Annotated in this window: 24 protein-coding genes; 10 read left to right on the top strand and 14 right to left on the bottom strand. The window is 70.8% G+C overall.

Annotation, left to right across the window (positions count from 1 at the left end; all coding sequences use genetic code 11):
- Window positions 1–59: 59 nt before the first annotated feature.
- A complete protein-coding gene (locus tag ACTWQA_RS03565) occupies window positions 60–1256 on the top strand; it encodes an ROK family protein (RefSeq protein ID WP_443157858.1) in 1197 nt (398 codons plus the stop codon).
- Here the strand turns inward: ACTWQA_RS03565 and ACTWQA_RS03570 are convergent.
- Entirely contained in the window at window positions 1253–2827 is a 1575-nt protein-coding gene (locus tag ACTWQA_RS03570; protein WP_443157859.1) for an ATP-binding cassette domain-containing protein, read from the bottom strand. The two genes, ACTWQA_RS03565 and ACTWQA_RS03570, sit on opposite strands and share 4 nt — an antisense overlap.
- Window positions 2828–2903: 76 nt before the next feature.
- On the opposite strand from ACTWQA_RS03570, the gene ACTWQA_RS03575 reads away from it, so the two are divergent.
- Window positions 2904–3554 carry a TetR/AcrR family transcriptional regulator gene (locus tag ACTWQA_RS03575; RefSeq protein ID WP_443157860.1) on the top strand — a complete coding sequence of 217 codons (651 nt, stop codon included), beginning with the start codon at window positions 2904–2906 and terminating at the stop codon, window positions 3552–3554.
- Between the two features lie 28 nt (window positions 3555–3582).
- Here ACTWQA_RS03575 and ACTWQA_RS03580 read toward each other — a convergent pair whose 3' ends face one another.
- The 3 genes from ACTWQA_RS03580 to ACTWQA_RS03590 all read right to left on the bottom strand — a co-directional run bounded on the left by ACTWQA_RS03580 (window position 3583) and on the right by ACTWQA_RS03590 (window position 6407).
- Window positions 3583–4986 carry an MFS transporter gene (locus ACTWQA_RS03580; RefSeq protein WP_443157861.1) on the bottom strand — a complete coding sequence of 468 codons (1404 nt, stop codon included), beginning with the start codon at window positions 4984–4986 and terminating at the stop codon, window positions 3583–3585.
- A 110-nt stretch (window positions 4987–5096) separates the two neighbouring features.
- Window positions 5097–5627, bottom strand: coding sequence for a hypothetical protein (locus ACTWQA_RS03585; RefSeq protein WP_443157862.1), 531 nt, complete (start codon window positions 5625–5627; stop codon window positions 5097–5099).
- Window positions 5628–5705: 78 nt separating this feature from the next.
- On the bottom strand, window positions 5706–6407 hold the full coding sequence (locus ACTWQA_RS03590; RefSeq protein WP_443157863.1) for a DUF2470 domain-containing protein: 702 nt from the start codon (window positions 6405–6407) through the stop codon (window positions 5706–5708).
- Window positions 6408–6475: 68 nt separating this feature from the next.
- Here ACTWQA_RS03590 and rpsD point away from each other — a divergent pair, with 68 nt between their 5' ends.
- Window positions 6476–7090 (top strand): 30S ribosomal protein S4, encoded by a 615-nt coding sequence (gene rpsD / locus ACTWQA_RS03595; RefSeq protein WP_443158025.1) that lies wholly within the window; start codon window positions 6476–6478, stop codon window positions 7088–7090.
- 52 nt (window positions 7091–7142) lie between these two features.
- Here the strand turns inward: rpsD and ACTWQA_RS03600 are convergent, their stop codons facing one another.
- Entirely contained in the window at window positions 7143–7934 is a 792-nt protein-coding gene (locus ACTWQA_RS03600; protein ID WP_443157864.1) for an ion transporter, read from the bottom strand.
- Window positions 7935–8054: 120 nt separating this feature from the next.
- On the opposite strand from ACTWQA_RS03600, the gene ACTWQA_RS03605 reads away from it, so the two are divergent.
- Complete coding sequence (locus ACTWQA_RS03605) at window positions 8055–8375, top strand: DUF4190 domain-containing protein (protein WP_443157865.1); 321 nt, start codon at window positions 8055–8057, stop codon at window positions 8373–8375.
- Here the strand turns inward: ACTWQA_RS03605 and ACTWQA_RS03610 are convergent.
- A complete protein-coding gene (locus ACTWQA_RS03610; protein ID WP_443157866.1) occupies window positions 8289–9008 on the bottom strand; it encodes a TetR/AcrR family transcriptional regulator in 720 nt (239 codons plus the stop codon). The genes ACTWQA_RS03605 and ACTWQA_RS03610 overlap by 87 nt on opposite strands.
- 66 nt (window positions 9009–9074) lie before the next feature.
- Here ACTWQA_RS03610 and ACTWQA_RS03615 point away from each other — a divergent pair, with 66 nt between their 5' ends.
- Together ACTWQA_RS03615 and ACTWQA_RS03620 are read left to right on the top strand one after the other, a co-directional pair.
- Entirely contained in the window at window positions 9075–9815 is a 741-nt protein-coding gene (locus ACTWQA_RS03615; RefSeq protein WP_443157867.1) for an ABC transporter ATP-binding protein, read from the top strand.
- Window positions 9815–10540 carry an ABC transporter permease gene (locus tag ACTWQA_RS03620; RefSeq protein WP_305917896.1) on the top strand — a complete coding sequence of 242 codons (726 nt, stop codon included), beginning with the start codon at window positions 9815–9817 and terminating at the stop codon, window positions 10538–10540. The genes ACTWQA_RS03615 and ACTWQA_RS03620 overlap by 1 nt, the downstream gene beginning before the upstream one ends.
- A gap of 63 nt (window positions 10541–10603) precedes the next feature.
- On the opposite strand, the gene ACTWQA_RS03625 is transcribed toward ACTWQA_RS03620, so the two are convergent.
- The 4 genes from ACTWQA_RS03625 to ACTWQA_RS03640 all read right to left on the bottom strand — a co-directional run bounded on the left by ACTWQA_RS03625 (window position 10604) and on the right by ACTWQA_RS03640 (window position 17182).
- The gene (locus tag ACTWQA_RS03625; protein ID WP_443157868.1) at window positions 10604–11962 is read right to left on the bottom strand and encodes a S8 family peptidase; all 1359 of its coding nucleotides are present in this window, start codon (window positions 11960–11962) and stop codon (window positions 10604–10606) included.
- 132 nt (window positions 11963–12094) lie between these two features.
- On the bottom strand, window positions 12095–14131 hold the full coding sequence (locus tag ACTWQA_RS03630) for a spermidine synthase (protein ID WP_443157869.1): 2037 nt from the start codon (window positions 14129–14131) through the stop codon (window positions 12095–12097).
- Window positions 14132–14522: 391 nt separating this feature from the next.
- Window positions 14523–16076, bottom strand: a complete 1554-nt coding sequence (locus ACTWQA_RS03635; protein WP_443157870.1) for an LCP family protein — start codon at window positions 16074–16076, stop codon at window positions 14523–14525.
- A 134-nt stretch (window positions 16077–16210) separates the two neighbouring features.
- Window positions 16211–17182, bottom strand: coding sequence for a neutral zinc metallopeptidase (locus ACTWQA_RS03640; protein WP_443157871.1), 972 nt, complete (start codon window positions 17180–17182; stop codon window positions 16211–16213).
- Between the two features lie 543 nt (window positions 17183–17725).
- On the opposite strand from ACTWQA_RS03640, the gene ACTWQA_RS03645 reads away from it, so the two are divergent.
- Window positions 17726–18595, top strand: a complete 870-nt coding sequence (locus ACTWQA_RS03645; protein WP_443157872.1) for a LysR family transcriptional regulator — start codon at window positions 17726–17728, stop codon at window positions 18593–18595.
- A 73-nt stretch (window positions 18596–18668) separates the two neighbouring features.
- On the opposite strand, the gene ACTWQA_RS03650 is transcribed toward ACTWQA_RS03645, so the two are convergent.
- Both ACTWQA_RS03650 and ACTWQA_RS03655 read right to left on the bottom strand, forming a co-directional pair.
- Window positions 18669–20036 carry a sensor histidine kinase gene (locus ACTWQA_RS03650; protein WP_443157873.1) on the bottom strand — a complete coding sequence of 456 codons (1368 nt, stop codon included), beginning with the start codon at window positions 20034–20036 and terminating at the stop codon, window positions 18669–18671.
- A 4-nt stretch (window positions 20037–20040) separates the two neighbouring features.
- Entirely contained in the window at window positions 20041–20715 is a 675-nt protein-coding gene (locus ACTWQA_RS03655; protein WP_305917889.1) for a response regulator transcription factor, read from the bottom strand.
- Window positions 20716–20842: 127 nt separating this feature from the next.
- Here ACTWQA_RS03655 and ACTWQA_RS03660 point away from each other — a divergent pair, with 127 nt between their 5' ends.
- Genes ACTWQA_RS03660 through ACTWQA_RS03670 form a run of 3 tightly spaced genes read left to right on the top strand, consistent with a single transcriptional unit; the run spans window position 20843 to window position 23905 of the window.
- Window positions 20843–21982: a LolA family protein gene (locus tag ACTWQA_RS03660; RefSeq protein ID WP_443157874.1), complete on the top strand. Its 1140-nt coding sequence runs from the start codon at window positions 20843–20845 to the stop codon at window positions 21980–21982.
- Window positions 21979–22950, top strand: a complete 972-nt coding sequence (locus tag ACTWQA_RS03665; protein ID WP_443157875.1) for an ATP-binding cassette domain-containing protein — start codon at window positions 21979–21981, stop codon at window positions 22948–22950. Before ACTWQA_RS03660 ends, ACTWQA_RS03665 begins: the two co-directional genes overlap by 4 nt.
- Window positions 22937–23905, top strand: a complete 969-nt coding sequence (locus tag ACTWQA_RS03670; protein WP_443157876.1) for an ABC transporter permease — start codon at window positions 22937–22939, stop codon at window positions 23903–23905. Before ACTWQA_RS03665 ends, ACTWQA_RS03670 begins: the two co-directional genes overlap by 14 nt.
- Window positions 23906–23920: 15 nt before the next feature.
- Here the strand turns inward: ACTWQA_RS03670 and ACTWQA_RS03675 are convergent, their stop codons facing one another.
- Window positions 23921–25438, bottom strand: coding sequence for a protein kinase domain-containing protein (locus tag ACTWQA_RS03675; RefSeq protein ID WP_443157877.1), 1518 nt, complete (start codon window positions 25436–25438; stop codon window positions 23921–23923).
- A 214-nt stretch (window positions 25439–25652) separates the two neighbouring features.
- Entirely contained in the window at window positions 25653–26993 is a 1341-nt protein-coding gene (locus tag ACTWQA_RS03680) for a 6-phospho-beta-glucosidase (RefSeq protein ID WP_443157878.1), read from the bottom strand.
- Window positions 26994–26998 lie beyond the last annotated feature (5 nt).

A 26998-nucleotide genomic window follows, 5' to 3' on the forward strand; every position in this document is an offset into this window, starting at 1 on the left:
ATTTGAGATAAAAAAGTTCTGACTTTTCATTACCTAACCCCGTGTGGTTCACTTAGCCGATGCCACGACGTACCGCCGCGACCCTCGCCACCAGCGGCGAGATGCTTCGCCTCATCCGCTCAGGCGAGGCCGTGACGCGGGCCGACCTCGGCCGGGTGACCGGCCTGTCGCGCCCCGCGGTGCAGCTGCGCGTCGGTGAGCTGCTGGAACGCGGTCTCGTCGTGGAGCGCACCGACGCCCCGTCCACGGGCGGGCGGCCGCCGGTCCGGCTGGAGTTCAACGCCGCGGGCGGCGTGGTGCTGGTGGCGGCGCTCGGCGCCAGCCGCACCCGGGTCGCGATCTGCGACCTCGCCGGGCAGGAGCTGACCGGGCGCGAGTTCGCGATGGACGTGGAGCAGGGTCCCGACGTCGTGCTGCCGGTGCTCATGGACACCTGGGACGAGCTGCTCGGCGACCGGCCGCGCTCGATGATCAGGGGCGTCGGGATGGGCATGCCGGCCACCGTCGAGTTCGCGCAGGGCCGTACGGAGAGCGCCCGCGTGATGGCCTCCTGGACCGGCGTGGTGATCCCGCCGATCGTCGCCGAGCGCTTCCCCGTCCCCGTGCTCGTGGACAACGACGTGAACGTGCTGGCCATCGGCGAGCACCGCGGCGCCTACCCCGACCTGCACGACCTGATGTTCGTGAAGGTCTCCACCCGCATCGGCGCGGGCGTGATCGCCGGCGGCGGCATCCTGCGCGGCGCGCTGGGCGCGGCGGGCGAGATCGGCCACATCCCCGTGCTGGACGGCGGCGGCGTGTTGTGCCGCTGCGGCAACACCGACTGCGTCGACTCCGTGGCCAGCGGCACCGCCCTGCTGCGCGACCTGCGCGCGGCCGGCAAGGACGTCAAGACGATCGCGGACGTGACGGCGTTAGTGCGAGCCGGTGACGCCCAGACGATGGCCATGGTGCGCACGGCCGGGCGCAGGATCGGCGAGGTGCTGGCCGGGGCGGTCAACATCCTCAACCCGTCGGTGGTGGTGCTGGGCGGCGATGTGGCGGAGGCGTTCGGGCCGCTGGTGTCGAGCATCCGCGAGGTCGTCTACCGCCGCTCCACGGCCCTGGCCACCCGGCGGCTGCGCATCGAGCCGAGCAGGCTCGGCGCGGCGGCGGGCATCAGCGGGTGCGCGGTCATGGTGCTCGACCACGTGTTGTCGCCCGAGGCGGTCGACGAGACCATGACGGTCTCGGCCCTGCGCCGGGTCTCCAGCTAAAGGTCCCACCGGGGTTCGGCGCTCTCCCGTACGAGCCCGTCCGCGCCGAAGATCAGGTAGCGGTCGAGATCGGCGGCGAACCATCGGTCGTGCGTGACCGCCAGCACCGTCCCCTCATACCCGTCCAGCCCACGCTGCAATGCCTCCGCGCTGGCCAGGTCCAGGTTGTCCGTCGGCTCGTCGAGCAGCAGCAACGTGGCCCCCGACAGTTCCAGGAGCAGGATCTGCAGCCGGGCCTGCTGCCCGCCCGACAACGTCTCGAACGGCTGCCCGCCGACCGGCGCCAGCTCGTAGCGGGCCAGCGCGGCCATGGCCTCGTTGCGGGTCATGGCGTGCTCGGCCATCACGACATCGGCGGCCGCCCGGCCCTTGAGGTCGGGCCGCAGGTGGGTCTGCGCGAAGTGGCCGGGCGAGACCCTGGCGCCCAGGCGGGCCGAGCCGGTGTGCGCGATCGGCTCGCCGGCCAGTAGCCGCAGGAAGTGTGACTTGCCGGTGCCGTTCAGGCCGAGCACGCCGACCCGCTCGCCGTACCAGATCTCGGTGGAGAACGGCCGCAGCAGCCCCGTCAGCTCCAGCTCCTCGCAGATCACCGCGTGCTTGCCGGTGCGCCCGCCGCGCAGCCGCATGCGGACGTTCTGCTCCTTCGGCGCCCGCTGCGGCGGCCCCTCCCGCTCGAACCGCTCCAGCCGCGTCACCGCCGACTGGTAGGCCCCCGCCAGCGCGTCGTTGTTGGCCGAGCGCTGCCGCAGGAGGTGCACCAGCCGGCGCAACCTGGCCCGCTCGTCCTCCCAGCGCTGCCGCCGCTGCTCCAATCGCTCCCTGCGCCGCCTGCGCGCCTCGGCGTAGCTCGCGAACCCGCCGCCGTGCACCCACACTGTGCGGCCCTCCACGGTGACGATCCGGTCGGCCGCCTCGGCCAGCAGCTGCCGGTCGTGCGAGACGAGCAGCACGGTCTTGGCCGAGCCCCTGATCGCCCGCTCCAGCCACTGCTTGGCCCGCACGTCCAGGTAGTTGTCCGGCTCGTCGAGCAGCAGCACCTCGTCGGGGCCGCGCAGCAGCGCCTCCAGAATGAGCCGCTTCTGCTCGCCGCCCGACAGCGTGGCCAGGCTCCTGTCCTTGATCGCCTCATACGGCAGGCCGAGCGCCTCGGTCGCGCACACGTCCCACACGACCTCCAGCTCGTAGCCGCCCACGTCGGCGTAGTCGGCGATGGCCTGGGCGTAGGCCAGCTGGGCGGGCTCGTCGTCGCGTGCCGCGAGCGCCGCCTCGGCCGCGGCGAGCCTCGCCGTGGCGTCCCGGATCCGCTGGGGGGCCACGTTCAGCAGCAGGTCGTGCACGGTGCCCTCGCCGAGGAACTGCCGCATCACGCCGATGCCCCCGCTGCTCGTGATCCGGCCGTCGGTGGGCGGCAACTCGCCCGCGATCAGCCGCAACAGCGTGGTCTTGCCCGCGCCGTTCGGCCCGACGAGCGCGGCCTTGGCCCCGTCGCCCACCTTGAACGACGCCTCCAGCAGCAGTGGCCGCCCGTCAGGCAACAGGTACGTCAGCCCGCTCACCTCGATGTGCCCCACGGCGGTCCCTCCCCTCGATCCCCGTTCTACTACTAGACCATCGATCCGGTGACTCGTACAACGTATTATCGGGGCCGTGGAGAACGTGTGGTCGCGCCCCCGAAAGGCGCCGAGGCAGACGCTGACGCTGGAGCGGATCGTGGCGGAGGCGGTCGCGTTGCTCGATGAGGAGGGCGCGGACCGGCTCACCATGCGCCGCCTGGCCGAGCGGCTGGACACCGGTTCGACCACCCTCTACTGGCACGTCAAGACCAAGGACGACGTCCTGGACCTGGCCCTGGACGCCGTCTTCGGCGAGGTGCGACTGCCGGGCCCGGCCGGCGGATGGCAGGCGGCGGTACGCGAGCTGATCGGCGGCTGGCGCGCGGCCCTGCTGCGCCACCCATGGTCGGCCACCATCCTCGACCGCCCGCTCATGGGCCCGAACGCGCTGGAACGCACCGATTTCCTCTACCGGACCCTGATCGGCGCGGGCTTCGGCGCGCCCACGGCCGCCGCCTACAGTTTGTCCAACTACGTCATGGGCTCGGTCGTCATGCAGGTCACCTGGCAGGACCGCGACGCCGAGGACACCGGCGCGTTCCTGCGCGAACGCGCAGACCGCTACCCGGCGCTCGCCGAGCATGGGCTCGCCCTCGACTGGGACGCCACGTTCGACGAGGGCCTGGGCTACCTGCTTGCCGGCATGGAACAGGCGGGAAAAAGGGACACCGACCGGCTCGAGTGAGCCGGCCGGTGTCCAGGTGTCGCGGTGCTCAGTGCGCGAGGTCCGCGTCCTCCCTGGCCTGCTTGGGCAGCAGCAGCCCGACCGCGAAGGTGGCGGCGATCATCGCGGCCGCGACGCCCAGCGTGGCCTGCACGCTGCCCGTGCCGAAGTACACCGTCCCCAGCAGCGCCAGCCCCAGCGCCCCGCCGACCTGCTGTAGCGCGGTCAGGGTGCCGGACGCCGAGCCGGTCTCGCCGGACTCGACCGCGGCCATGACGATGCCGAAGTACGGCGTCATGATGAGCCCGCTGCCCAGGCCGGTCACCGCGAGCATGGGCGCCAGCTGCCACGGGGAGACGCCGGGCGCGGCGACGGCGATCAGGCCGGCCACGCCGAGCGCCATGACCACCGCGCCGCCCAGCAGGACCCGGCGCCCGTGCCGTTGGAGGGCCTGCGCCACGCCCATGCCCGCGATCATGCCGAGCGAGGAGGGAACGCCGGTCAGCGCCGCCTTGAGCGGGGAGTATCCCAGGCCGAGCTGCGTGTAGAGCCCGATCACCAGGAAGACCCCGGCGAATGCGGCGAAGTAGATGGTCCCGGTCGCCATGCCGGACACGAACGCGCGCTTGCGGAACAGGCTCGGCGCCACCAGCGGGTCACCGCCGCGCGCGGCCCTGCGCCGCTCGTACCAGGCGAAGAGCCCGAACACCGCGCCCGAGGCCGCCATCATGGCGAACGACCACGCCGGCCACCCCTGCTCGCCACCCTGCACCAGCGGGAACACGATCAGCACGGTCCCCGCCGAGGCCAGCAGCGCCCCCGGAAGGTCCAGCCGGACACCCCCGGCGGGCCGCGAGCCGGGCAGGAAACGCAGCGCGGCCAGCGCGGTCACCGCGCCGATCGGCAGGTTGATCACGAAGATGAGCCGCCAGTCGACGCTGGTGAGCGCGCCCGCCAGGATCGGCCCGCCCACCGCGGACAGTCCCATGACCGGCCCGAACAGCCCCATCGCCGCCGCCAGCTCCTTGGGCGGGAACATCTCCTTCATCAGCCCCATGCCCTGCGGGATCATGGCCGCCCCGAACAGCCCCTGCACGATCCTGGCCGCGATGATGGTCTCGGGCGAGAAGGCGAGCGCGCACATCAGCGACCCGGCCGTGAATCCGGCGACCCCGATGAGGAACATGCGCTTGCGGCCGACGATGTCACCCAGCCGTCCGCCGGTCAGCAGCCCCGCGGTCATGGCCAGCGTGTACGCCGCCCCGAGCCACTGGATGAGCGAGGCACCGCCGCCGAGCTCGGCGCGCATCGTGGGGCCCGCGATGTTGGTGACGGTGGCGTCGAGCAGCTCCATGACCGAGCCGGCGAGGACCACCGCGAGCGCGGGCCAGCGCCACCTGTAGGGCGTCGGCTCGACGGGCGCCTGCACCGGCCGGATGTCGAGGGCGGTCATCTCTGCCTCCTGTATCGGAACGGCTTGTTCTGTTCCGATACTAACAGAACGGAATGCTTCATTCCATAGCTTGGAGCCGAGAAATCAGGCCATGCGGGTGTCCGGCCGGGTTACTTCTTGCCGCCGGGCGTCTTGTCCGGGTCCCGCCCCGGAGGCTGCCGCGTCTTGCCGGGCGCGGTCGGCTCGGCCTCGGTCGGCGTCGGTGCGGTGGCGGACTGCGACGGTGCGGTGGCGGATCGCGACGGCGTCGCCGCCCGGGAGGTGGCCGGCGCGGCGGACCGGCTCGGGCTCTGCCGCACGCCCGCGGTCCGGGACCGCGTGGGTGCCGGGGTCGCCGTCCGCCGGGGAGCCGGCGAAGCCGAGACCGTGGGCGCGATCGACCTGGCACGCTCCAACGTCGCCGCCGGCGTCGGGCTCGACCCGGTCGCGGCCGGCCCGGACTTCTCGGGCGCGCCGTTCCCGGGCTCCGGCCACTCGACCGCGTCCAGCCTGGTCGTGCCGAACGCGCCGCCGATCAGAATCGCGGCCGCGGCCAGCATCAGCGTGCCGAGCAGCACCGCCGCGATCACGAATGCCCGCCTGCGCCGGCCGTTCTGGTCGGCGAACCCGGCCGTGCTCGATATCGCATGCCTTCCACTCACGCAGCAAATGCTAAAGACGTGGGGACGCTCCCGTGGCCTATGTGGAGGTATGTCCGCTTAATGCACATCGAACCGTGATCAACAGCTGCAAAGGAGACCGCGCAGGGCCGTTTCCAGGCAGAGGCCGGTGTTCGCCGGGCTCGGCCACTGGAAGCGCACCAGCGCCTCGTCCACCCGTACCGTCGCGCCGAACCGGTCCAGCTCCCACAGCCACACCTCGCCGGGCTGCTCCCCGAGTTGCCGCGAGACGCCCGCGGTCAGCTGGGGCCGGTGCGCGGAGTTGACGTGGGCGAGCACCCGCTCGGCCGTCTCGGCCAGCGGGTCGGGCGCGGCGCCCAGGTAGTCATCGGCGTCCAGCAGCCCCGATTCCTGCCCGGTCAGGTAGACCACCTGGCCCACGTCCACCCGCAGCAGCCGGGGCGCGTCCGGCTCACCGAACCGCTCCAGCGCCTCGAACAGGCTCTCATCCGCGCTGTGCGCGGCCACCGCCACGGCCGCGGCCCGCGCCTCACCCTCCGGCACCGCCTCCGCCCAGCCCTGCACCTCGATCAGCCCGCGCGGGTGGGTGACATCGCCCAATTGCCGCATCGCCGTGAGGTTCACCGCCGCCACGGCGTCCTCGCGCACGCCGTGCAGCGCCTCCCCGGGCAGCACCAGCAGGACGGGACGGCCGCGCTCATCCACGCCGCCGCGAGCGGGGGAGGGGGCGCCGTCGACGGAGAGCTTCGCGACGCTCGCGGTCGCGGCGAGGGTGCGAACCCGCTCGGGGATGGGCAGCATGACGACTCCAACATTCTGGTAGGTTAGCCTTACCTAAGTAAGGACTACCTAATCACATTGAGGTGAACGTGCGCTACACCGGTCCCAAGGTGCGACTGTCGCGTCGCGCGGGCGTCCCGCTGACCAGGAAAGCCGTCCGCTACTTCGAGCAGCGCCCCTACCCTCCGGGCGAGCACGGCCGCAAGACCAACCGCCGCAGCACCGGCGACTACGGGCTGCGGCTGATGGAGAAGCAGAAGCTGCGCTGGTACTACGACGTGTCGGAGCGGCAGCTGCGCCGCTACTGGGACCTCGCGGTGCGCAAGTCGGGCGCGTCGGGTGCCGAGCTGGTGACCATCCTGGAGAGCCGCCTGGCCTCGCTCGTGCTGCGCGCCGGACTGGCGCCATCGATCTACGCCGCCAGGCAGTACATCAATCACGGGCACATCGCCGTGGACGGCCGCAAGGTGGACATCCCCAGCTACCTGGTCAAGCCGGGTCAGGTCGTCACGGTCAGAGCGCGCTCCCGCACGATGCAGCCGTTCGTGGCCGCCGCCGAGGGCGTCTACGCCGACGAGCGCACTGCGGCGTACCTCTCCGTCGACCACGCCGACCTGCGTTTCACCTTGACGCACCGGCCCGAGCGTGAGCAGATCGTGGTCCCCGTCGACGAGCAGCTCGTGGTGGAGTTCTACTCTCGTTAGCCGTGGCTTCGCCGCCTCCACCGTGCTCGGCGCCGAGCACGGTGTGCGCGGCTCAGCCCAGGGACCCCTGCCGGCGCAGCTCGGCGACCTCCTTGCGCAGCTCGGCCAGTTCCTCCAGGATCCGCTCGGTGTGCGCCGCCGTGGTGTCCTCGATCGCGGCCAGCTCCTCGGTGTTCTCCTCGTCCATGGCGTTGACCACGACCGCCATGAACAGGTTCAGCACCACGAACGTGCAGAGCAGGATGAAGACGGTGAAGAAGATCCACGCCGATGGGTGCTGGACCATCACGTCCCTGGCGATGTTGCCCCAGTCGTCGCCCGTCATCGTCTGGAAGAGCGTGAACAGTGACGTCGGCAGGCTGCCGAAACGCTCGGGATCGGTCTGCCCGTAGAGCTTGGTGGCCATGACCGCGGCCACGTACAGCACCAAAGCAAGCAGCACGACGATCGAGCTCATTCCTGGCATGGCCCGCAGCAGCGCCGACACCACCCGGCGCAGGCTCGGCACCACCGACAGCAGTCGCAGCGCGCGCAGGATGCGCAGGGCCCGCAGCACCGACAGGCCGCCCGACGAGGGCGCGAAGGCGATGGCCACGATCGCGAAGTCGAAGATGTTCCACGGGTCGCGGACGAACGACAGGCGCTCGACGTAGATCTTGGCCAGCAGCTCGGCGGCGAAGATGTAAAGCGCGACGTGGTCGATCACGGTGAGCAGGGCGCCGTGGCGCTCCACCACGGCCGGGAAGGTCTCCAGGCCCAGCGTGGCCGCGTTGATCAGGATGACACTGACGATGAACCGCTGGAAACTCTGGTGGGCGAGGATGGCTTGGGTGCGTTCACGCACGGGGGAAGGCTCCTAGAGGGATCGGTCAGGTGCCGTTCCATGATGACGCAAGATGATCAAGGCGGCGTCTGTGGTATAAAACCCACCTGACTGCCGCAAACAAGGGGGCACCGAGCGATCATGTCGTATCCGAACTATGGGCCCTCCTACTACGGCCCGCAGCCGCACACGCATCCCAACGGCACCACCATCCTGGTGCTCGGCATTCTGAGCCTGGTGGTGTGCAGCTTCCTCGGGCCGTTCGCGTGGTCGATGGGCACCAAGGCGCTGCGCGAGATCGACCAGAGCGGCTATCCCTACGAAAACCGCGGCCACATCCAGGCGGGGCGCATCTGCGGCATCATCAGCAGCGTCCTAATGATCATCACGTTCGCGTTTCTGATCTTCGCTTTCGGCATCGCGCTGATCAGCGGCGGCTTCGCCACCAGCAACAGCTACTAGCGGCTCTCGGCCGTAGTCACCGAGTCCTGACTCCAGCAGGTCGAAGGCCTTCTCCGCCTGCGCCCTGAGATCGGGCTCGATGCTCTCCCATTCCTCGCCGGCGCGCATCCTGCCGACCGCGGACCCGCTCAGGATCCGCGTCGTGTTGAGCAGGTGCGCCGCCACCAGCCGCGGCGTGAGGTCGTCCGGCGCGGCGTCGACCTGGTCGGCCAGCAGCCGTGCCAGGCCCTCCTCGCGCTCCTCGTGGATCTGGCGCATCCTGGCGATGAGGGCCGGGCTGGCGCCCACGATCCTGGCGAACACGTCGCCGCCCAGGTTGAGCCCGTGGCGCCAGTGGCGGGTGTCGATCGCGTCGAGATAGTCGCGCCGGAACGCCCGCACCACACTTTCCCCCGGCTCGCGCTCCCGCAGCACCTGCTGCGGCAGGTCGACGGCCATCTGCTGCCGATCGGCGAACAGGTCTTCCTTGGTGCTGAAGTAGTTGAAGACCGTGTTGACCGACACGTCGGCGGCCCGCGCCACCTCGGCCACGGTCACGCTGTCGAACCCCCGCGCCATGAACAGCCCCATCGCGATGTCCGCGATGCGCTCCCTGGTTTCGCGCTTCTTCCGCTCCCGCAGCCCTTCTTGCATGCCCTCATGCTACCAAATTTGCAGTGACACCAAAATTATGCTTACCTCAATTTTGGAGGCGATGAAATGATTGTGACTTCAGGTCTGACGAAGACCTTCGATGGCGGCGTGGAGGCCGTCAAAGGCGTGGACATCACGGTGGAGCCCGGCGAGATCGTCGGCTTCCTCGGCCCCAACGGCGCGGGCAAGACCACGACCATGCGCATGCTGACCACCCTGCTCAAACCCACGTCCGGCAGCGCCACGGTGGCCGGGCACGACCAGCTCGCCGACGCTCGCGAGGTGCGCAAGCGCATCGGGTACGTCGCCCAGGGCAGCGGGTTCCCGCCCATGACGCCGCTGAAGGGCGAGCTCGAACTCCAAGGCATGCTCTACGGCCTGAGCCGGGAGGAGGCCACCGCCAGGTCGCGGGAAGTCCTGGCCCGGCTGGAGCTCACCGGCCTGGAGTCCAGGCCGGCCGCCACGTTGTCGGGCGGCCAGCGGCGCCGCTTCGACATCGCGTTCGCGCTACTGCACGAGCCCGTCCTGCTCTTTCTTGACGAGCCGACGACCGGGCTCGACCCGCAGAGCCGGGCCAACCTGTGGGACCACATCCGCTCACTGCGGGCGGAGAAGGGCACGACGGTCTTCCTCACCACCCACTACCTCGACGAGGCCGACGCCCTCTGCGACCGGCTGCTGATCATCGACCACGGCCGCATCGTGGCCGAGGGCACCCCGGCCGAGCTGAAGGCCGGCGGGCGCACGCTCGACGACGTGTTCCTCGACATCACCGGCCGGTCGCTGCGCGAGGAGGTGGGCGCCTGATGCTGCGCGACACCTGGGTGTTGTTCCGCCACGGCGTGCGGGTCACGCTCCAGCAGCGGGTCGGCATCGTCTTCGGGCTGATCCAGCCACTGCTGTTCCTGGTGCTGTTCGGGCCGATCTTCACCACCTTCGGCACGTGGGAGACGCTGGTGCCCGGCCTCATGATCCAGCTGGGGCTGATGAGCATGGCTTTGGCCGGCATCGGCGTGGTCTTCGAGAAGCGCTCCGGCGTGCTGGAACGCATGCGCGTCACCCCCGCGAGCCGCCTGGCGCTGCTGCTGGGGCGGGTGCTCAACAACGCGGTCACGCTGATCATCCAGACACTGCTGCTCCTGGCCGTGGCCTTCGCCTTGGGCCTGCGCGCTCCGGCGATGGGGCTGCTGGCCGGCTTCGTGCTGGTGGTCGTGCTCGGTGTCAGCCTGGCGGCGCTGTCGTACGCCATCGCGCTGACCATGAACGAGCAGCTCTTCGCGCCGGTGATGTCCACGGCGGTGATCCCGCTGATCCTGCTGTCCGGCTCGTTCCTGCCGATGTCGATGGCGCCGGGCTGGCTCGACGCCATCTCCCACATCAGCCCGTTCCGGTACGTGCTCGAGGCGGTGCGCGAGCTGTTCCAGGGACGCTACCTGACCGGCACCGTGGGCGCCGGCGTGGCGGTGACCGCGGTCTTCGCCGTGCTCAGCCTCACGATCGGGACCCGGGTGTTCAACCGGGAGAACGCCTAGCCCGATCATTCGCCCCCGCTCCCGATGAGGAACCAGCCGAAGGGCGGCCGGGGCGCGATGGGCTCAGGCCGCGTTCTTGGCCCGTCGCTGGAGCGCGGCCATGATCCCGCCCGGATCCACGATCCCGTACCCGTAGTCGTAGTCGAACCCGACCTCGCTGCGGTCCTCCGCGCTGCGCCGGAGCAGCGCCCGCAGCTGCGCCGGCGACAACTTGGCCGCCGGCCACCGGGTACGCACCGCCGCCACGAGCCCCGCGACCACCGGCGTCGCCGCGGACGTCCCCGAGTCCGGCTCGCCCTTCCCGAACGCCGCCGACCCGAGGAAATGCGTGTAACCGCACACGTCGGGCTTACGGGCGGTCAGCCGCCCCGGCCCCTGCGAGGAGTAACCCACCCGGTCGCCGTTGACGTCGATGCCGCCGATCGACAGGGCCTTCGGGTGGGAGTTGGCGCCCACGATGGGCCGGTTGGGGTAGGCGCACCGGCCGTCCGGGCACTCCTGCCCGCAGTTGCCCGCCGCGAACAGCACGTCGGCCCCCGCCCGGTCCAGGGCGGCCACCATGAGGTTGAACGGATGGGCGGCGCTGTCGGAGTAGTTGCCCGGATGTCCGACGGGGAAGTCCCACTCGGGCGAGAACGACCCCCACGAGTTGCTCACGACCAGCGCCCGCGTCGCGGCCGGCTGGGCGTCGAGCACGGTACGCAGATGCGCGAACGCCGACACCGCGTCCGACAGCAGCCCATCGAGCGCCGAGCCGCCCGGCCGGGTGGACAGCAGCAGCGGGATGTCGATGAGCGAGGCCTGCGGGGCGGCGATGAGCGCGTCGAACGCGCACATCGTCCCGTGATCCACCTCGAACTCGCCCGGTTTGCCCGTCACCCCGGAGGGGCTCCAGCACCGGGGCGCGTCGAGCGTGACGGCCCTGCCGAGCTGTCTGGCCGTGTGGGCGGCGTTGACGCCGGTGTCGAGCACGGCCAGCGCCACCCCTGAGCCGTCGAGCCCTTCGGCCTGCAGCCCCGCCACGTTGAGCAGCCGCTCGACGTCGTGCCAGTCACCGTTCGGCGAGTCGCCGCCGCAGGTGGGAGAGGACTCGATCACCGGGTCGGAGAAGATCCCCACCACGTCGGGCCTGAGCGTGGGCAGAAGTGTGACCCTGGAGGCCAGCTCGTCGTCCGAGATCGTGCCGCGTACGAGCACGGACGCGTCCTCGGCGGCCAGCGAGAAGTCGAGCGGCTGATTGAGCGAGAGGGGATCGCCGCCCGCCACGGGAACCGGCCGCGGCACGGCCACCGGGACGAAGGCCGTGTCGAGCTCGACCCCGGGCAGGCCGTCGGCCACGTCGGCCGTCGTGGCCGTCCGGCCGGGATCGGCCACGGCCGCGACGAGATCGGGGGAGGGGCGGAGCTGGATCAGGACACGCATGTGTCACCACCGAAGATCTTCTGGAGGGAAGGAACCTCCCAACATTCCTTCATCCGGGGATGCGCGTCCAGCGGGTTTCAGGGATGTGACCTGCGAGAACACCCCCAAACGGCGCGAAGTGGACGACATTTTTCACACCAGCGCGCGTTTGCGGGGCAACAGGGCCAGCGCGCCGATGTAGAGAAGGGCGGCGACGATGAGCAGGCCTTTGTAGCCGATCACCAGCGCCGCGTACTCCAGGCAGCCGCCCACCATCGCCCCCAGCAGGTTCGCCCCGAAGGAGGTCGTGGCGTCGGCCGTGTCGGCGAAGCGTTTGGCGAAGACGACGTTCGCGGCGAAGATCGGCAGGAACGCCACCGTCACGGCCGCCACCGCGCGCAGGGGCAGCGGCAGGGACAGCAGCCACGCGTTCGGGACCAGCCAGGCCAGCAGGAGGCCCGCGAGCAGGATCCCGTACATGACCGGCAGCGGCGGAGTGCGGAAGCGGCGGGTCACCTCGACGGCGGCGAGCACGGCGACCAGCACGCCGGCGAACACGATGGCGTTGACCACCCACGTGGTGCCGAACAGCAGCGCGAACCCGGTCACGCTCTTGGTCTCCAGCAGCATGAACGCCACGCCCAGCAGGAACAGGTCGGCGTAGGGCCGCATCCGCTGGTATGGCCCCGCGACGACGCGGACGGCCAGCAGGCTGACGATGAGGATCAGGGTGAGCGTGATGATGTAGATCGGCGGGATCGTGGCGTCGTGGAGGTAGAGGAAGGGCCGGTCATCGTCGGCGGGCTGCGGGGTGCCCGGGGCGGCGCCGGGCCACGCGGCGGCGCAGCGCTGATCGGCCGCGGTCAGGCCCGCGGTGATCACGGCCTGCTGGCCCGCGGTGCTCACGACGTCGACGCAGGGCTTGTGCCCGAAGGCCTGCTGCATGGTCGAGGCCAGGCGGTCGACGAGCCAGCTCTCGCGGTAGTAGTTGTACATCGAGAACGTGCCGCCGGGATTGAGGTGCTCCTGGGCGGCCCGCATGGCCTCCTCGGTGAACAGATAGCTCTCCAGCCGCAGCGCGCTCGCCCCGGAGACGAGGGTGAGCGAGTCGGGAAGGGCGAAGAGGATCAGGTCGTACTTGTGGGCGGTCTGCTCCAGGAAGGCACGGCCGTCGGTGATGTGGGTGGTGACGCGAGGGTCGTCGTAGGGGCGGTCGGGGTGCAGTGAGCCGCCGAGCTCGCGCAGCTTGGGGTCGATCTCCACGGCGTCGACGTGGCTCGCGCCCTTGGACAATGCGATCGCCACGTCGGTGCCGCTGCCCGCGCCGACGATGAGCACGTCCTTCGGGGGCTTGGTCGTCCGCTCGTACGGCAGCCCGTACTGGCGCTCCAAGCGCAGGCGAGCGGCGGCGGTCACGGCCCGCTGGTGCGGGATGCCGTTGACGGCGATGTCGATGACGCCGACGCCGGCCTCCTCGAACTGCCTATGCGTGACCTTGTAGTACGGCGACCAGATCGCCCCGGCCGTCAGGGTCTCGGCGAGCAGCAGGCCCACCACGACCAGGGAGGGCACGGTCACCAGGCCCACGTAGAGCGCGCGCGGCCGCGGGACCAGCAGCAGGCCGTAGCAGATCGCGGCGATCAGCCCCCAGAAGAGCGGCGGCGCGCTCAGGAACGACAGCGCCGTGAACGCCGCGATGCCGGTCAGGCTGCCGATCAGGTCGTAGCGGTAGGCCTCTAGCCGCGGCAGCTCCGGAAAGCAGCGGCCGACGAGCTCGGCGGGCCCCATGAGGATCAGGGCGGCGGCGCAGAAGATGACCGGCAGGATCAGCCACGCGGGCGGTCCGCTGGTGGACAGGCTCGTCCAGTACAGGACGCCCTCGGTGTCCCTGTCGACGGTCACTGGGAAGGTCAGCACGACGACGGCCAGGACGGCGAGCACGATCGGCGAATAGTACGGCTGCCGCTGCGAACGCCCCACGCGCAGGAACCCGAGCCCGATGCCGAGGAACGAGCCGAGCAGCACGAAGTTGGTGAAGTAGCTCAGGTGGACGATGTTGGACCCGGTCCACCGGATCAGCGCCAGCTCGAGGAAGAGCATGAAGGCGCTGGCGAGGATCAGCCTCGGCCGGACGGCCAGCCAGTGAGCCTTCTCTTCGCCATTGACCGGCCTCTGCGCCTGGAGTGTCATCGGACCTTCTCCGTGGATACTCCGGCCGTCAGGCCGGGAAGGAAACGGACTCCCGCGTAGCGGGGCAGGGAAAGGCGGTTCGCCGTCAGGGTGCGCACCGGTGTACTTCCTTCGTGATCGTATACGTGTAGCCGTCGGCTCGCTGGAGCAGCCGCAGATGCTTGCTTGCCTTTGGGCACGATCGCGCGGACCGCCGCTGAGGAAGCCCGGCGGAGTGGATCTGCCGGCGTGTGTCCAACGTAGCCACCAAGGTCACCTCCTTGTGCGTGGTGGCTGGGTCTGGTCACTCCAGCCCGCCCTGCGTCGCCAGTCCTGGTGTCTGGCATCGTCCCACGGCGGTGGGCCGGACGGGGTCAGGGGCACACAACGGCTTCCCGTGACCGTGTGACGGTCAGAGGCCGCAGAGCTCGTCGAGGGACTTGGCGCCGCTCTTCTGGCTGTTGCGGGTCGGGGTCTGCGTGGGCGCGGCCGCGCTGGTCTTCGTCGGCGTGGCCCCCGTGACGCCGGGCGAGGCGCTGACGCCGGCCGTCTGAGCCTGCTTGCGCGGGCGCATGGAGTCGTTGATCGCCTTCTTCGCGGCCTGGCGGATCTTCACCCAGTCCGCGCTGCCCGGCCAGAAGTCCGGCGGCACGAACTGCAGGCTGGTGATCTTGGCGTCCTTGACCTTGACGGCCACCTCCACCAGCGGCTGCACGAGCGGTCGCGGGATGTTCGTGGACGCCATGCGCTTCGCGGCGCCGGCGATCTTGTTGAAGTTCGTCAGGATGACGGTCGGCGTGGCCTGCTGGGCGAAGGCGCCGATGACGCAGCGCTGGCGGCCCATGCGGGAGAAGTCGTCGCTGTTCACGCGGGAGCGGCCGTACCAGAGGGCCTGCTCGCCGGACAGCTTCCGGGTACCGGCCTTGATCGTGCCCGCCGTGCCGTACAGGCCGCCCCACTTGACGTCCTGCTCGACGCGGATCTTCAGGCCGCCGATGGCGTCGACCAGCGCCGCGAAGCCGTACATATTGATCAGGGCGTAGTAGTCGATCTTCAGGCCCAGCGTGTGACCGATGGCGTCCATCAGCGCCCGCGAGCCCTTGTTCTTGCCGCCCATGATCTCCGGGTGGTCGTTGGCGTACTGCCAGACCTCGTTGAGCAGGCCGCCGTTCGGCAGCTCGGCCATGAAGCCGTTGGGGAACTGCTTGTGCAGCGGCGAGGACGGCGGGAAGCGCACGTGCTGGAGGTTGCGCGGCAGGCTGAACAGGACCGTGTTGCCGGTCTTGATGTCCACGCTGGCGACGTTCATGCTGTCGGTCCGCACGCCGGTGCGGTTGCCCGCCGCGTCGCCGCCGACGAGCAGGAAGTTCACCCGGGTCCGGCCGCCCCACGGGTCCTCGGGGTTCTGGGCGACGGGCGGCGTGTCGGAGTCGGGCGAGGAGGGGAAGATGTCGTTGATCGCGCTCTGGGCGGTCTGCACATAGCTTGCCGCCAGCGCGAACGGCGACATGACGGCCACGCACAGCACGCCCACCACGATGCCGGTCACCATCTGGCCCTGCTGGTTGAGCCGGTTCGGGCCGAGCACCACGTACGAGACGACCATGAGCGCGAACCAGGCGAGCGCGAGCACCGAGGCGACGACGATCACCGTGACCATCATGCCGTCGTCGGTGAAGGTGGTGAGGCTCGTCAGGAGGTCCTTCCGGGTCAGGGCGAAGCCCAGCACCCCGAGCAGCACCAGCGCGTACAGGCTGACGAGAACCAGCCCGGTACGACGATGCCCGGCGCGCAGATGTGCGGCACCGGGCACGAGGGCGGACAGAGCGGTCCAGCCGACCACGGAGGCGGTCGTCAGCGGTTTGGCGAAGCGCGGGGCGCGGGAGCCGGGTGCCGGACGCGGACGGCGCGGGGGACGCTCTTTCCTGCCTCCTGGCACGGCGTCGACCCCATCGCGCTTCCTCACACCGGCTCCTTCACACGCCTACCAGGCAAAACTGTTCGCTTGCCCCCCATTGAGCACAAGATTGCCAGGATTCTAGTCCCCATATCTGGACATCAGAGACATGTGCCCAACCTGAGATGAACACCACGTTGCCGTCAGGAGGTCGTTGAGGAGGGCGCCAGCCACGTATTGCACTGGTATGCCTTGCTCTTCTCCCACCCCTGCCGGAACCAGCGGTTGTTGTTCAGCGGCGAGCCGTGGTCGCGCGGATAACCCGGATAGTCGCCCACCTGGCCGTAGAACCGGAACAGCTGCCTGCGGTCGGCCATGCTCACCGGGTACGACGCCGCCACCGACCGCATCCACATGCCGCCGAAGCAGGTGGCCTGCAGCTCCAGCCGCCGGCTCAGCGCCAGCTTGCCGCTCTGGCTGGAGGAGTCCAGCGTGCTGTCCCACCACGAGTTCAGCAGGCCCGTGATGTTCTGGACGTGGTGGCCGTACTCGTGGGCCATCATGCTGACGATCCCACCATGCCAGGAGATGATCTCGCCGTAGCCGCGGGAGTTGCCGTTGCCCCTGGCCATGGCCATGGTGGAGGCGTAGATCGTGCTGTTGCGCGGGCAGTAGTACGGCACGATGTTGCCCGCGTGCGGATAGTCGCCGCACGCGCCCCTGCCGCGCCTGGAGGCGATGGCGTAACCCGGCGGGCGGAACGCGATGCCCTGCTTCTGCAGGATCGGTCCCCACGCCCGGTCCATGCACTTGCCGGTTTTGAGAATCAGCGCCTTGAGCTGGCTGTGGTTGAAGATGCTGGCGTTGCCGGCCGGGCAGTTGAGCCGGGGCAGCGCGCCCGCCCGGTAGACGGTGTTGTTCTTCAGGCTCGTGTTGAGCGTGACCTTGGGCGGCGGGGTGGCCTGCGTGTCGGGGTCCTCGCTCTCGCGGGTGCGCGTGGGGAGGGGCTCGGAGTCGTCGGTATCGCGCGAGGGCGGCTCGTAGGACGGGATCGCGATGGGATTTGTCGTCTCCGACCGCGACGAGGTCTTGAGCATAGCCGCCCCGATGACGATCAGCACGAACAACGCCGCCATCGACCCGAACACGATGCCGAGCACCCCGACGACGCCCATGCCGGACTTCCTGCGCGGCGGCTGATGCCACTGCCGCGGCGGCATCGGCGGCGGTGGAGGCGGCGGTGGCGGGGGAGGAAAGGGCTGCCGGTACTGCGGCCCGTACGACGGCGGTGGCGGCGGCACCTGCTGCGTGTACGGGCGCGTCAGCCCGTCGTGCTGAGGAGCGCCCTGCGGGGGATAGGGCGGCCCCTGCGGCGGGTGTCCCTGGGGCGGTCCGTACGGAGTGCCGCCCTGAGGCTGCGGCTGACGGTAACCCGGCGGCGGCCATGGCAACGAGGGTGGCCGCTGTGGCTGGCCTGGCCCTTGTGGTGGGGGTGGATATTGCCCGTTCCCTGTCACCGTGTCTCCCCGTTCACCCGGTTGTCGGTAATGCCTGCTCTGCGCCGCGACTTGACGGACCCTTGGCAAATTTGGGGCAAAAGCATACTGACGTATCACCCGTCACGGATGTAGCAGTGCTCGGTTACAGTCCGAAATCATTCGAGGTGATCTCGGTTATCTCCCCATCCGCGGAGCGGGCGGTGTCCTAGCTTCTTTGGCATGAATCTCCAGCAGCTCCGCTATGTGGTCGCGACTGCGGAGCACCGCACCATGACCGACGCGGCCAGGTCGCTCTACATCGCGCAGCCTGCGCTGTCCCGCGCGATCCGCGATCTCGAACGCGAGCTCGGCATGACGCTCTTCGCTCGTTCCGGCCGTGGCGTGGTCGTCACCGCACAGGGCCGCCGGGTGGTCAAGCTGGCAAGGGAGGCACTCGACGCCGTTCACGAGATCGAGGGCCTGGCCAACCACGGCAGCGTCGCCGAGGCCGAGCTCCGCATCGCCTCGACCCCGAGCCTCGAGCCCGGCCTCGCAGGGCGGTTGTTGCCCGCCTACACGGCCGAGCATCCGGGCGTCCGCATCCAGATCGTGCGTTGCGACGGCAGAGAGGGCGTCGTCACTGCGATAAGGGATCAACGAGCCGATCTCGGGCTCACCGATCTCCCCGTGCCCGCCGACCTCATCACGCATCCGCTCGAACGCCAGGAGATCGTGCTGATCTCCCCACCAGGGCTCGAACTGCCCAATCCGGTGCCGATGGGCAAACTGCACGGTATGCGCCTGGCGCTACCGGCCCGCGGCAGCACCCGGCGCAGGGAGCTCGACGCGATGTTCGGCAAGTACGCGGTCACCCCGGTGGTCGTGCTCGAAACCGACGAGCGCAACGGCTGGCTCAACGCGGTCCGTGCCGGCCAGGCGTCCCTGCTGTGGTATCGCGGCATGGCCGAGCAGGCCGGTCGCGCAGGTCTCGTGGTGCGCTCGCTCGAACCCGCCGTGCGTCGCGTCATCGCCGTGGTGCACGCCCGCCGCCGCCTGCCGCTCATCGCCCAGGACTTCCTGGCCACCGCCGAAAAGGGGACAGCCGCCTGACCACTTTTCGGAACGCTCCATGATCCCCCTACGATCCCCCATCCAACCCCCCGAACCGCACTGACGCGCTGGGTCAGCGGGACACGGGAAGCCGCACCACGGCGCGGAGCCCAGGCGCGGCGTCCTCCAGGGCCACCGTGCCGCCGTGCGCCCGCACGGTCTCGCGTACGATCGCCAGCCCCAGCCCGGCGCCGCCCTCGTCCCTGCTGCGCCCGCTGTCGAGCCTGGTGAAGCGGTTGAACACCCGCTCGCGATCCTGCTCGGGAATGCCGGGACCGTCGTCGGTCACGGTCAGCACGCCGTCGGCGGTCAGCGCCACCTCCACCTTGGAGGCGGTGTGGCGTACGGCGTTGTCCATGAGGTTCGTCAGCACGCGGCTCAGGTCGAGTGCGTCGCCGCGCACCACGACCGGGTCGCAGACGGTCAGCCGGGCCTCGGCGTACCTGTCGACGGTCTGGCGCACCACCTCGTCGAGGTCGACAGGCTCGCGCCTGGCCGGCACGCCGCCGCGCTCGTCCAGCCTGGCCAGCGCCAGCAGGTCCTCGGCCAGCCTGGACAGCCGCATCGCGTCCTCGAGCACGCCCTCGGCGGTCTCCTGCCAGTCCTGGCCGTCCGGGTGGCCGAGGGCCACCTCCAGCTGCAGCCGGATGCTGGCGAGAGGGCTGCGCAGCTCGTGCGCGGCGTCGGAGACCAGCGCCCGCTGGCGCTGCTCGGCCTCTTCCAGGCGGGCCAGCATGCCGTTGAGCGTGGTGGCCAGCGAGTGCACCTCGTCGCGCGACTGCGGCACCGGCAGCCGGCGCGACCTGGCGGTGTGCGTGATGTCGGCCGCGCCCCGGCGCAGCGCGGCGATCGGGCGGAGGGTCCGGCCGATCATCAGCCAGCTCGCCACGGCCAGGAGCACGATCAGCCCGGGCGTGCCGACCAGCAGGACCCGTCCGGCGGTTCCGAGGCTGGTCTGGATCTCGGTGATGGGCCGGGCCGCCACCACCGTCTGCCCGCGGTCCGCGCTGAGCACGATCACCCGCAGGAACCCCGGGATCGCGTACGGCCGCCCGTCCAGCAGCTTCGCCTGCCCGTCGCGCAGCGCCCGCGCCCTGGCCGGGGCGTCCAGCAGCGGCACGAGCCTGTCGGTGCCGTACGTGACGTGCGTGATCCGGCCCTGGGCGTCGATGACCTGCACGAGCGTGCCGTCGTGGGTGGTGATCGGGCTGGTCAGCGTGCCGGCGTCGGCCGCCACGCGCACCGCGTCCGCCTGCCGCCTGGTGCTCTCGTCCACGGTGTCCATCAGGGCCCGGTCCAGCACGGTGAGCAGTACCGCGGCCGACAGCGCGAGCGCCAGCGCGAGCACCGCGGAGGCCGCCACGGTCAGCCTGAACCGCAGGCCCTGGCGCCGCCACCACCCGAGCGGGGAGGACGAAGGGAACGGACCTCCCGAGGTCATGAGATCAGCCACCATCGCCCGCCAGGCGGTAGCCGGCGCCGCGCACGGTCTGCAGCGCGTTCCTGCCGAACGGGGCGTCGATCTTGCGGCGCAAGTAGCCGACGTAGACCTCGACCACGTTCGGGTCGGTGTCGAAGGTGTCCCACACGTGCTCCAGGATCTCCGACTTCGACACCACCTCGTCGCGCCTGCGCATCAGGAATTCCAGCAGCGCGAACTCCCGCGGCGTCAGCTCGACCGAGGTCCCGCCGCGCTCCACCCTGCGCCGTGCCGGGTCCAGGGTCAGGTCGCCGGCCATGAGCACCGCCGGCCGCCGTCCCGAGTCGCGCCGCAGCAGCGCCCGCAGCCTGGCCACCAGCACCACGTACGAGAACGGCTTGGTCAGGTAGTCGTCGGCCCCCAGGTCGAGCCCGTCGGCCATGTCGTACTCGCCGTCCTTGGCGGACAACATGAGGATCGGCACCCAGTTCTCCTCGGCACGCAGCCGCTTGCACACGTTGTAGCCCGACAGGCGGGGCAGCATGATGTCGAGCACCACGACGTCGTAGTCGCCCTGCCTGGCCGCGTGCAGTCCCTCCTCGCCGTCGTGGGCGAGGTCCACCGCGAACCCCTCAGCTTGGAGCCCCCGCTGGAGCGCGGCGGCCATGCGCCGCTCGTCCTCGACGACAAGTACTCTCATATGGCGATTCTCCTGTTCCTGCGCTGAGACGACGCTGAGAAGACTGAGAGCCGTCTCAGACAGTCTCAGGTCTGCCACAGGATGCATCACGCAGGCTCTGAGCATCGACATACCGTTAAGGAGTGAGATGCGCAGAGGCACGTTCGTGAGGTGGGGAGTCCCGATCGCGGCTGCGGCCGTGATCGGAGCCGCGATCGGCGCCGGCCCCGTCATCGCCGCGGTGAGCGGCGATCCAGTGCTGCCCGAGAGGTCGGCCGAGCAACTGCTCGCCGACGCCGCGGCGGCAACCAGCAAGCAGCAGGGCATCGCGCCGATGTCCGGCACCGTGCAGCAGACGGCGTCGCTGGGCCTGCCCGCGCTGCCGCAGACCGGCGGCGAGACCTCGCCGCTCAGTCTGCTGTCGGGCTCGCACGAGGTGAAGGTCTGGTACGGCGGCGACCAGAAGTTCCGGGTGGCCATGCCGACCCAGCTGAACGAGACCAACCTGATCGTGAACGGCGACCAGGGCTGGTACTGGGACAGCGCCACCAACACCGCGACCAAGTTGACGGTCAAGGCAGGCGGCGAGCAGCAGCACAAAACGCCGGTGCCGCAGCCGACCGACCTGACGCCGGCTCAGGTGGCGCAGCGGATGCTGGAAGGCGTCGACGAGCACTCGTCCGTCCGGGTGATCAACACGGCCGAGGTGGCGGGCCGGTCGGCCTACCAGCTCGTGCTGGCGCCCAAGGACGAGGGCTCGCTGGTGCAGGAGGTACGCATCGCGCTCGACGGCGAGACGTACGTGCCGCTCCAGGTCCAGCTGTTCGCCAAGGGGTCGGCGGAGCCGGCCTACCAGGTGGGCTTCACGCAGGTGACGTTCACCACACCGGCGGAGGAGAACTTCGCCTTCACCCCGCCCGCGGGCGCGAAGGTGGAGGAGGCGACGCTGGGCGGGGAAGGCTTCGGCAAGCAGGCCGAGGAGCGCGCCGAGCACGCCGCCGACGTGGCCGGCGAGGCCAAGTGGGTCGGCGACGGCTGGTCGAGGGTCGCGGTCGTGCCCTTCAAGCTGTCGGATCTGCAGGCCCAGACGGCGCAGGGAGGCGAGGACGGCAACGCGGCCGCGATGCTGGACACGGTGCTCAAGTCCGCCACCCCGGTGAGCGGCACGTGGGGCTCGGGCAAGCTGATCAAGACCAAGCTCGTCACGGCCCTGCTGACCGACGACGGCCGCCTCCTGGCCGGCGCGGTCACCCCCGAGGAGATCATCAAGGCGGCGGGCGTCAAGTGACCGCCATCACGCTGGAAGCGGGGTCGCCCTTCGGGGCGGCCCCGCCCTCGGGGGACGCGATTGTGACGCACGGCCTGACCAAGCGTTTCCGGGGTGGCCAGGTCGCCGTGGATGCGCTGGACCTGGCCGTGCCGCGCGGGTCGGTGTTCGGCTTCCTCGGGCCCAACGGCTCGGGCAAGACCACCACGATCCGCATGCTGCTCGGCCTGGTCGCGCCCACGGAGGGGACCTACTCCGTGCTCGGCCTGCCGGTCGCCCACGCCCTGCCCCTGGTGGGGGCGCTGGTCGAGGGGCCGGCCTTCTACCCCTACCTGTCGGGCGCGGCCAACCTCATGCGGTTCGACGCCGCCGACCCGACCGCGGAGCGCGCCACCGCCAAGCGGCGCGTGGCCGACGCGCTCGAGCGGGTGGGCCTGTCGGCCGCCGCGGGCAAGCGCTATCGCAACTACTCGCTCGGCATGCGCCAGCGGCTGGCCATCGCGGCCGCGCTGCTGGGGCCGCGGGAGCTGCTCATCCTGGACGAGCCGACCAACGGGCTCGACCCGCAGGGCACCCGCGAGGTGCGGACGCTGGTCAAAGAGATCGCCGCCGACGGCACCACCGTCTTCGTCTCCTCCCACCTGCTGGCCGAGATCGAGCAGATGTGCACGCACGCGGCGATCATGCGTACCGGCAGGCTCGTCGCGCAGGGCACGATCGCCTCGCTGAGCAGCGGCCTGGTCGCCCGCGTGAAGGTGGAGACGCCGGACGTGGCCGCCGCCGCGCGCACGCTCGGCACGCTGGGCCTGGCCGATGTGCGGGCCGGCGACGCGGAGGTGACCGCCGAGCTGGGCGGGCACGCCCCGGAGAAGATCAACGCCGCACTGGTGGAGGACGGCGTGGCCGTACGGGGGCTGGCGGTCGTGCGGCCGAGCCTCGAGGACGTGTTCGTCGGGCTGACAGGAGAGGGATTCGATGTCGACGGCTGACACCCGGACGCAGACCCGCGAGACCCGCCGCACACCGGGCTTGGTGCCCGTATCGGAGACCATGCGCACCACTGAACGTCGGCCACCGGAGCCCGCCGAGCAGATCGGCTCTCCAGCGCCTCCGGCCAGAAGGACGTGGGCGTTCTGGCGGCTGCTCGGCTCGGAGCTGGGCCTGACCTTCCGCCGGCCGCGCAACCTGGCGCTGCTGGCCGTGCTCGGCGTCGTGCCGATCATCCTCGGCATCGGGCTCTGGATCGCCTCCGGCTCCGGCGGCGACGACGAGATGAGCGGCATCATCCAGGATGTCGCGGGCAATAGCCTCATGCTGACGTTCCTGTCGTTCTCCTTCCTCGTGCTGCTGCTCATGCCGGTGGTCGTCAGCGTGGTCGCGGGCGACTCGATCGCGGGGGAGGCGGGCACGGGGACGCTGCGCTACCTGCTGGCCGCACCGGCCGGGCGCACGCGGCTGCTGGCGGTGAAATACCTCAACGCGGTCGTCTTCGCCTACGCGGCCACCGCGGTGGTGGCTCTGTCGGCGCTGCTGACGGGGCTGATCCTGTTCCCCGGCGGGTCCGTGACGCTGCTGTCGGGCACCACCATCTCCGTGGCGGACGGGCTGCTGCGCATCCTCATCACCGTCGGGTACGTCGGCGCCGGCATGGCCGCGCTGGCCGCCGTCGCGGTGGCGCTGTCGACGTTCACCGAGGTGTCCATCGGGGCCATCGCCGGGACCATGGTGTTCATCATCGTCTGCCAGGTGCTCCGGGCCATCCCGGACCTCGCCCCGATCGTCCCCTACCTGCTGCCGAGCCGGTTCACCGACTTCGACGCGGTCCTGCGCAGCCCCATCGACACCGCCGTCCTGCGGGACGGGCTGCTGGCCTTCGGGGCGTACATCGTGCTCTTCGGCTCGATCGCCTGGGCCCGCTTCTCCGGCAAGGACATCACGTCCTGACCGGCCATCGGCCGCTCAGGACGTGCCGGTGGCCGTCGGCGTCGCAGTGGCGGAGACCGTCGCGGAGGGGTCCGGGGACTCGCCCGGCCCTTCCTGCGGGATCGTGCTGATCGAGCTGGACGGTTGCGGGCAGTCCCGCCGGGCTGCGGCGTTGCCCCGCCTGCGCCCCGCCGGGCTCGCGCACGGACCGGGGTCGGCGCCGCCCGGGTCGCCGGGGCCGCTGGTGTTCTCCGGGCGGGTGGTGTCCTTCCTGCCGGGCGGGGGGCTGAGCACGGCGGCCGGGTTGCGCGTGCGGGTGGGCGTGACGAAGACGGTGGGCACCGTGGGCGTCGAGTTGACCGGGGCCACGGTCGCCCGCGTGGGCGGCAGGCCGGCGGTCGGACCGGTGGACCGGCGGACGGTGGAGTCGGCGCTGCCGCGGGGCTGGACGATGGCCGGGTCGGCGGGCACCAAAGAGCCGCCTCCCATGCTCGTCCCGTCGCCACCGGAGGCCGCGATCACCGTGACCGCCGCGATCGACACGGTGGCCAGGGCCGCGAAGGTGGCGTGGGACAGATGCGCGCCGGCCTTGGCGCGGCTCTTCCTGCGCGGCTTCGTGCCCGGCTCCGGCTCGTCGGGCGGCGAGGCGAGACGCACCAGGCCTCCGCCGGGCGGATACGGCACGGGGGTCCAGATCTCCGCGAGCACGCCCGACACGGCCTGCCGCAGATCCCAGGGATCGCCGACACCGCCGGCGGCCAGCAGCGCCCGCAGCAGGTCGGCGGCCTTCGGGCGGTCGGCGGGGTCCTTGGCCAGGGCCGCCTCGACGGCGGGACGCAGCAGGGCCGGCACACCCTCCAGCCGCGGCGGGTCGAACAGGATCCGCCGGGTCAGCACATCCGGCTCACCCCCGCCGAACGGATGGTGCCCGGACGCGGCGAAGGCCACCAGGCACCCCCAGGCGAACACGTCGGAGGCGGGCAGCGCGGGACCGCCCGTCAGCCGCTCCGGCGCCACCCAGCCGGGACTGCCCATGACCTGCCCGGCCTGCGTGTGCGCGGCCAGCGTGTCGACGTCGCGGGCGATGCCGAAGTCGATGACGCGCGGCCCCTGCGTGGACAGCAGCACGTTGCCGGGCTTGAGGTCCCGGTGCACCAGCCCCGCCTCGTGCACCGCCACCAGCGCGGCGGCGACGCCGAGCGCCACGCCGTAGGACAGGTCGGGCGTGAGCGGCCCCCTGGCCATCACGACCTGCGAGAGCGCGGGGCCCGGGATGTACTCGGTGACCAAGTACGGGCGGTCCTTGTCGGTACCGTCCTCCACGACCGCCGCCGTGCAGAAAGGCAGCAATCTGCGCGAGAATGCCACTTCCTCAGCGAACCGCGCCCGTAGCGTGGCATCGTTGAGATGCACCGTATGCGGTGTCTTGAGGGCGACCAGGCCACCCTGAGGGTGTTCAGCCAGGTACACCACTCCCATCCCGCCCGTGCCGAGGCGGCCCAGGAGCAGGTATCGGCCGATGATGACCGGGTCGCCCACCGTAAGCGGTCGCACGCCAGGTGGCATGCCGCTCTCCCCACGCGCCATCCGGGCCTCGCCTCTTCTTGATCTGGACACGGCAAAGCACACTGTGGCCGGATCCGCGGGGGCTTTCCGCATGTCTTACATAAGGGGTATTGGAGGTAAGGCGGTCATACCTCCGAAGTAAGGAAGGGGAGTGATTTAACGGTCTGAAGTGGCGTTTTGCCGTTCGTGGGACCGTGGCCTTTCAGCTCGGGAAGACGGCGGCCAGCTCGGGGATGCGGGCGCGGTAGCCGTCGAGCAGCCTGTGTGCCGTCGTCACCGAGTCGACCAGCGGATGCAGCGCGAACGCCGCCACCGCCAGATCGGAAGATCCGGTCAGCGCGGCCTCGATGGCCGTCTGCTCGACCGCCTTCACCTGCTGGAGAAGACCCAGGAACCGCCCGGGGAGCGGGCGGGTGGCGAAGGGGCGCACGCCGGCGCCCCCGACCGCGCACGGGATCTCCACGACCGCGTCCTCGGGCAGGCCCGGCACCGCCGAGCCGTTGCGCACGTTGAGGATCATGGTGGCGGGCTCGCCGCGCGCGATGGCGGCCATGAGCGCCAGCGCGATGCCCTCGTACCCGCCCGCTTCGAGGTCGGCGGCCTCCCGCTCGCCGGCGTCGGTGGCGTCGCGGGCCTCGGCCATGTAGGTGGCGTCGCGCTGCCTGCGTGCGCTCAGCCACTCGGCGAGCGCCTCGTCCGGCCGCGCCCGCACCGCGGCGTAGAACGCGTCCTGCTGGCCCAGCAGGGACTCGCCCCGGGTCGGTCCGGAGATCGCGGCGACGGCCTCGCGGGTGAAGTAGTAGTAGTACAGGTATTCGTTGGGCAGCGCCCCGAGCGTGCGCACCCACTCGGGTCCGAAGATGCGGGCCTCCTCGACCTTCACCAGCGCCACGTCGTCGGCCAGCAGGCCGGGCAGCACATCGCGGCCCTGGTGGACGAGCCCACGCAGCCAGCCGAGGTGGTTGAGCCCCACGTAGTCGGGCGACACCCGGGCCGGGTCGAGCCCGAGCGCGGCGGCGGCCCGCCGGATCAACCCGATCGGCGAGTCGCAGATGCCGATCACCCGGTCGCCGAGCACCCGCCGCATGGCCTCGGTGATCATCCCTGCCGGGTTGGTGAAGTTGATGACCCAGGCGCGGGGCGCGAGCGCGGCCACCCGCTCGGCCACGTGGAGCGCGACCGGGATGGTCCGCAGGCCGTAGGCGATGCCGCCGGGACCGGTCGTCTCCTGGCCGAGCAGGCCCAGCTCCAGTGCGACCCGCTCATCCGCGGTGCGCCCGGCCAGGCCGCCCACGCGGATGGCCGAGAAGACGAAGTCCGCCTCGCGCAGCGCGGTGTCCAGGTCGGTGGTGGTCCGCACGACGGGCGGGTCGTCGTGTCCGGCGGCAAGCTGGCGCAGCACGTGCCCGATGGTCTCCAGCCGCTGCGCCGACACGTCGTACAGCACCACCTCCTGCACGCGGGGCTTGGCCCGATCGCGCAGGAGCGCGCCGTACACGAGCGGCACCCGGAAGCCCCCGCCTCCGAGGACGGCCAGTCTCATCCGCA

The sequence above is a fragment of the Nonomuraea sp. 10N515B genome, from assembly GCF_052245915.1.
Lineage (GTDB): Bacteria > Actinomycetota > Actinomycetes > Streptosporangiales > Streptosporangiaceae > Nonomuraea.